The sequence below is a fragment of the Vibrio sp. 1069 genome (genome assembly GCF_033340555.1).
Window position 1 is genome coordinate 1 of the sequence record NZ_JAWOWP010000043.1, and the last position, 4,214, is coordinate 4,214.

At 42.5% G+C, this 4,214-nt stretch carries 8 protein-coding genes; 7 read left to right on the forward strand and 1 reads right to left on the reverse strand.

Annotation, left to right across the window (positions count from 1 at the left end):
• The first annotated feature begins 111 nt into the window (after window positions 1-111).
• The 6 genes from R7040_RS24175 to R7040_RS24195 all read left to right on the forward strand — a co-directional run bounded on the left by R7040_RS24175 (window position 112) and on the right by R7040_RS24195 (window position 2,760).
• Complete coding sequence (locus R7040_RS24175) at window positions 112-453, forward strand: MobC family plasmid mobilization relaxosome protein (RefSeq protein ID WP_025607773.1); 342 nt, start codon at window positions 112-114, stop codon at window positions 451-453.
• A gap of 705 nt (window positions 454-1,158) precedes the next feature.
• Window positions 1,159-1,608, forward strand: a complete 450-nt coding sequence (locus R7040_RS30635) for an MbeB family mobilization protein (RefSeq protein WP_353616425.1) — start codon at window positions 1,159-1,161, stop codon at window positions 1,606-1,608.
• Window positions 1,609-1,842, forward strand: coding sequence for an MbeD/MobD family mobilization/exclusion protein (locus R7040_RS30640; RefSeq protein ID WP_169567099.1), 234 nt, complete (start codon window positions 1,609-1,611; stop codon window positions 1,840-1,842).
• Window positions 1,843-1,903: 61 nt separating this feature from the next.
• Entirely contained in the window at window positions 1,904-2,296 is a 393-nt protein-coding gene (locus tag R7040_RS24185; RefSeq protein ID WP_224723981.1) for a type II toxin-antitoxin system RelE/ParE family toxin, read from the forward strand.
• Window positions 2,286-2,573: a NadS family protein gene (gene nadS, locus R7040_RS24190; protein ID WP_029946694.1), complete on the forward strand. Its 288-nt coding sequence runs from the start codon at window positions 2,286-2,288 to the stop codon at window positions 2,571-2,573. The genes R7040_RS24185 and nadS overlap by 11 nt, the downstream gene beginning before the upstream one ends.
• A gap of 16 nt (window positions 2,574-2,589) precedes the next feature.
• Window positions 2,590-2,760 (forward strand): hypothetical protein, encoded by a 171-nt coding sequence (locus tag R7040_RS24195; RefSeq protein WP_005398424.1) that lies wholly within the window; start codon window positions 2,590-2,592, stop codon window positions 2,758-2,760.
• A 234-nt stretch (window positions 2,761-2,994) separates the two neighbouring features.
• On the opposite strand, the gene R7040_RS24200 is transcribed toward R7040_RS24195, so the two are convergent.
• Entirely contained in the window at window positions 2,995-3,210 is a 216-nt protein-coding gene (locus tag R7040_RS24200; protein WP_031819061.1) for a hypothetical protein, read from the reverse strand.
• A 158-nt stretch (window positions 3,211-3,368) separates the two neighbouring features.
• Here R7040_RS24200 and R7040_RS24205 point away from each other — a divergent pair, with 158 nt between their 5' ends.
• Window positions 3,369-3,617 carry a hypothetical protein gene (locus R7040_RS24205; protein WP_005398517.1) on the forward strand — a complete coding sequence of 83 codons (249 nt, stop codon included), beginning with the start codon at window positions 3,369-3,371 and terminating at the stop codon, window positions 3,615-3,617.
• The last annotated feature ends 597 nt before the right edge of the window (window positions 3,618-4,214 follow it).

The window sequence follows — 4,214 nt, forward strand, 5'->3', positions numbered from 1 at the left end:
TAAGCAAGGCTACACAAAGACCCCTCCACTTCGTTACGTTGTCATTGTGCCTTGTAAGGGACGCTACGCTCCCTTAACCCTAGTTAAAAGCACTCAAACTAAAGAATTGCCATGACTGAAAAGAAGAAAGTAATACGAGAAAAGTCCATCAAGATCAGAGTCACTGAGACTGAACTTCAAGCTCTGAAAGATCGGTGTGATGGTGCGGAATTAGCTCCTTGGGTGAGAGAGACTTGTCTTGGGGAACGGACTCTTAAAAGAGCCAATGTTCCTAAAGTAGACCCCGCATTATTGCGCCAGTTATCTGGACTTGGAAATAACTTGAATCAGATCACTAGAGTAGTGAATACCCAGAATTATGATGTCGTGAATGTGGTTCAAGTATTGGCTCAACTTTCAGCAATCGAGCGTCAGCTTGGGCAAATAATGGCACAGTATGAGATCTCAGTATGATTGTTCAGTTCGCTCGTAGAGGTAAGGGCGTTGGGAGTGGCCCTGTTGATTATCTCTTAGGGAAAGATAGAAATCGGGAGAGGGCGACACTCAATCAAGGCGATCCTGATTTAGTTCAATCACTCATTGATTCGAGTCCTTACGCCAAAAAGTACACATCGGGCTTTCTCTGTTTTGCTGAAACGGACTTATCACAAGAGATTAAAGATCGCCTCATGGCTGATTTTGAAAAGGCTTTGTTACCAGGCTTAGACAAAGACCAATACTCCATTCTTTGGGTAGAGCATCTTGATAAAGGGCGGTTAGAGCTGAATTTTGTTATTCCAAATATTGAGCTTCATTCTGGCAAGCGACTTCAACCTTACTACCACTTTGCAGACAATCCTCGTATCGATGCGTGGCGCACCATTAAGAATCTTGAACTAGGGCTTCATGACCCAGATGACCCTGCTAATCAGCAAGGCTTGGTGAGTGCTAAAGACACTCCATCCGATGCAAAAGAGATTCAGCAACTTCTTACCGATGGTCTACTTAATCTTGCTCAATCAGGCGCGATCCGTAGTCGAAAAGGGGTAATTGGTGCGCTTGAAAGCAAAGGATTTGAGATTGCCAGAGTGACAGCTAAAAGCATCAGCATTAAGAATCCCGAAAGTGGGAAACGAAACATAAGATTAAAAGGTTTGTTGTATGAGCAAGATTTTGAATATGGCGAGGGACTTCAATTCGCAATCGAAGAAGCAAGCCAACGCTATCGAGCAAACGCTAAAGAAAGACTTCGAGAGGCACGAACAACGTATTCAAGATGCGTTGAAATCAAGCGAGCAGAAAATCATAAACGACATCCAAGAGCAGCAATCACGTTTGAATCTCTTGGTGATGAAAACATGGATTTGGTTGCCAGTGACCCTGTTATTTTTGGTGATCGTCAGTTACGGGATCGCTTGGTATCAAGGGCAGACGATATTAGACAATCAGAAAAAGATAGCCCGCCAAAAAGCGATCCTAGAGCAGTTCCAGAACAAGACTTGGGGGCTTTCTCTGTACGAGAGCCAGAAAGGGGAACGTTTTATTGTGATACCAGAGGGTTACTCGATTCTGGAGGGGTGGACAATGAACGATGGCAAGAACGAGCTGATCAAGTTGGAGAGGAAATAAATGACCGAGCTAGAGAAACAACTTTTGCACGCCTTCGAGGTTTTAGAGAGGCAGCACAAGGAGCAGCACAGCGAGTTCGTGAAGCTCTACAAGGATTTAGAGAAAAGATTCGAGCAGAGCAGCGAGGAGAACCAACGCTTACAGAGCAGTGTGAGCAGCTTGACCATGCAAGTAAACAACTTGACGCAGCAGCTCCAGTCGTTGGAAAAGCAATACAGCAAGAGCAGTCGTTAGCACGACAAAATCGCAGAGGTCGAGGTTTCGGATTTAATCGTTAATACATTTGAAAATACGCTTGCCAGGAGTACAATGTACTCCTATTCTTTTGGGAGAGGATCGGGTTATTAGCTACGCATTAGAGTTTATTGAAACGCCATTGTTTGAATCTCAGCGAAAAGAGATGCTCACGGATGAAGAGTTTCGAGCGTTGCAGTCAGACATCATCAAAAACCCAGAAATGGGATCGTTGATTGTCGGAACGGGAGGGCTAAGAAAAGTTCGCCTTGCTGGAGAATCGACAGGTAAGAGTGGTGGTTATCGAACGATTTACTTACTGATCCAACCTGATGTTGTCTATTTGGTGTTGCTGTACAAGAAAGGGAGAAAGGACTCTTTAACTCAGAAAGAGAAGAATCTCCTTAAAGAAGTGTCGAGGTCGATTAAGAGAGAGTATGACAATGAGCAATAGTATTTTTGATGAACTTTATACATCGATGAAGCAAGCCGAAGCGATTGCAAAAGGAGAGCAGACTCCTGCGAATGTCACTCGTTATGAGATTGCCGATGTTAAAGCGATCCGAGCACAACTGGATGTCAGCCAAAAAGAGTTGGCACAAGCGATGGATGTGAGTATTGATACCGTGAAAAGTTGGGAGCAAGGACGGAGAAATCCGACAGGTTTAGCAAGCAAAGTCCTAACTCTACTCTCTAAAGAGCCAGAGCTTTATGCGAAGTTTTCAGTTTAAAGATTAAGAGGTGTCTATGAGTGCAGCTGTTACTTTTGAGCAATTCTGTCAGCGTTACGAGTACGATCCGAGAAGTTCGTTATCTCGATTTGAATATGAGAAGTACAAAGAGAAGAAGTACAAAGAGAACTTAGAGATAGCTAACGAGCTGATCACCAAAGATGCCATCGATAAGATGAAAACATAGAAAAAACGCCCTTAGAGGGCGTTTTTTGTTTCAATCGAACTGCGAACTTTTTGTCCTGTAAATCGCTCTGAAAGCGTCACAAACTTACAGCCCGATTTCTGGCTAATTAGGTAAGGATAAGTGCTTAAAAACGCTCCAGGAGCGTTTTGAGAGCGTCAGATTGGCGTTTTGAGATGCTAAGTCGGCTATTTAACGTAATAGGAATAATAATCACCACCACAACGTTATGTTGCTTTAAATTATGAGCTTCTTTGCTTCGATTTGAAGCCATTCAAATGTGTTTTTGGGCTCTCCATGCATTTCCATTTGATGCCAAAGTTTTTCAAATGACAAAATAGTGACTTGTAGAGCAACTTCTTCATTTCCAATTTCCATTGTTAAATTTTCGAGAAGTTTAATCGTATGAGCATCTACTAAAGTGTCGTATTTTTTTATTTTACACAAAGCCATAACGCAATACTCACAAAGTGTTGATATGCATGTAACTTTATAATAGTGCTCAATTGCGTATATAGTGGTTTTTTTTGGCCTAAGTCTATTAAGAACGTTCAATTGCTCACACAAACCTAGTCTTAAATATGATGTGTATGAGATAAATGGGATAAAGCGTGAAACTAAAAATTTATTTTAAAACATCGAATAACAAAGGCTTTGAAATCGCATCATATCAAGAACATTACGAGACAATTGTTGCTCAATGGCTTTCGTTAGGTCGTACACTAGAATCGAGTTCTTTTTTCCTTGTGCTGTACGATGATGATGGTAAGTGTGTAGATGCCAAATATCTTTCAAAAAATAATTTTAGTCGATTGCTGATAGAGTGGGACTGCTTTGGTTTAAAAGAAAGTAATGAGTAATTTAACGTAACACTCGTTGTGCGAACTGAACGATAGAACGCAAAAGGTTGCCCAAACCGGCGACCTTTTTTACATCTGGCAGATACGAAAAACGCCTCCCAATGGGAGGCGTTTTTCTTGAGGACGTTCATTACCTTAGAAAAGGATCGTTGAGATCCCAGCTCTTTGGTTGTAATCTCAATCCCCAGATGTGACAAAACCGACCCTGCAAGGTCGGCTTTGATCGGAATACTTACCGGTTTGACGGCCTGTGTAAGTCCTTTCATGATAGCCCATATCGTTTAAGCACTTCAAGTATTCCTGCACTCTGTTTGGACTCAAGATGTTTTGGACAGAGCGATGCGCATCAGCCACCGACCAAGGGAAGTTCCAAAGGTGGCAGGTAAAGGCACTAATCAAAACTTGCGAAAGCACGATAAAACCGCTCTCTTGTAGCTGCTAGAGGGAGAACTGCGGAAAAGGAATAATTGATTAGTGTTGTGAGACTGGAATGGGGGCGTAAAGCCTTACTCACAGCGCAGGGCAGCCCGAAAGGGAAGAGACTTACCCAATCTGAAAGCGACCAAAAAGATACCCAAATCACTCATAAATTTGAGT

Bases quoted from the DNA above. Each gene is read 5' to 3' on its own strand.
- R7040_RS24175 (WP_025607773.1), top strand. From the start codon at position 112: ATGACTGAAAAGAAGAAAGTAATACGAGAAAAGTCCATCAAGATCAGA.
- R7040_RS24195 (WP_005398424.1), top strand. From the start codon at position 2,590: ATGAGTGCAGCTGTTACTTTTGAGCAATTCTGTCAGCGTTACGAGTAC.
- nadS (WP_029946694.1), top strand. From the start codon at position 2,286: ATGAGCAATAGTATTTTTGATGAACTTTATACATCGATGAAGCAAGCC.
- R7040_RS30640 (WP_169567099.1), top strand. From the start codon at position 1,609: ATGACCGAGCTAGAGAAACAACTTTTGCACGCCTTCGAGGTTTTAGAG.
- R7040_RS24200 (WP_031819061.1), bottom strand. From the start codon at position 3,210: ATGGCTTTGTGTAAAATAAAAAAATACGACACTTTAGTAGATGCTCAT.
- R7040_RS30635 (WP_353616425.1), top strand. From the start codon at position 1,159: ATGGCGAGGGACTTCAATTCGCAATCGAAGAAGCAAGCCAACGCTATC.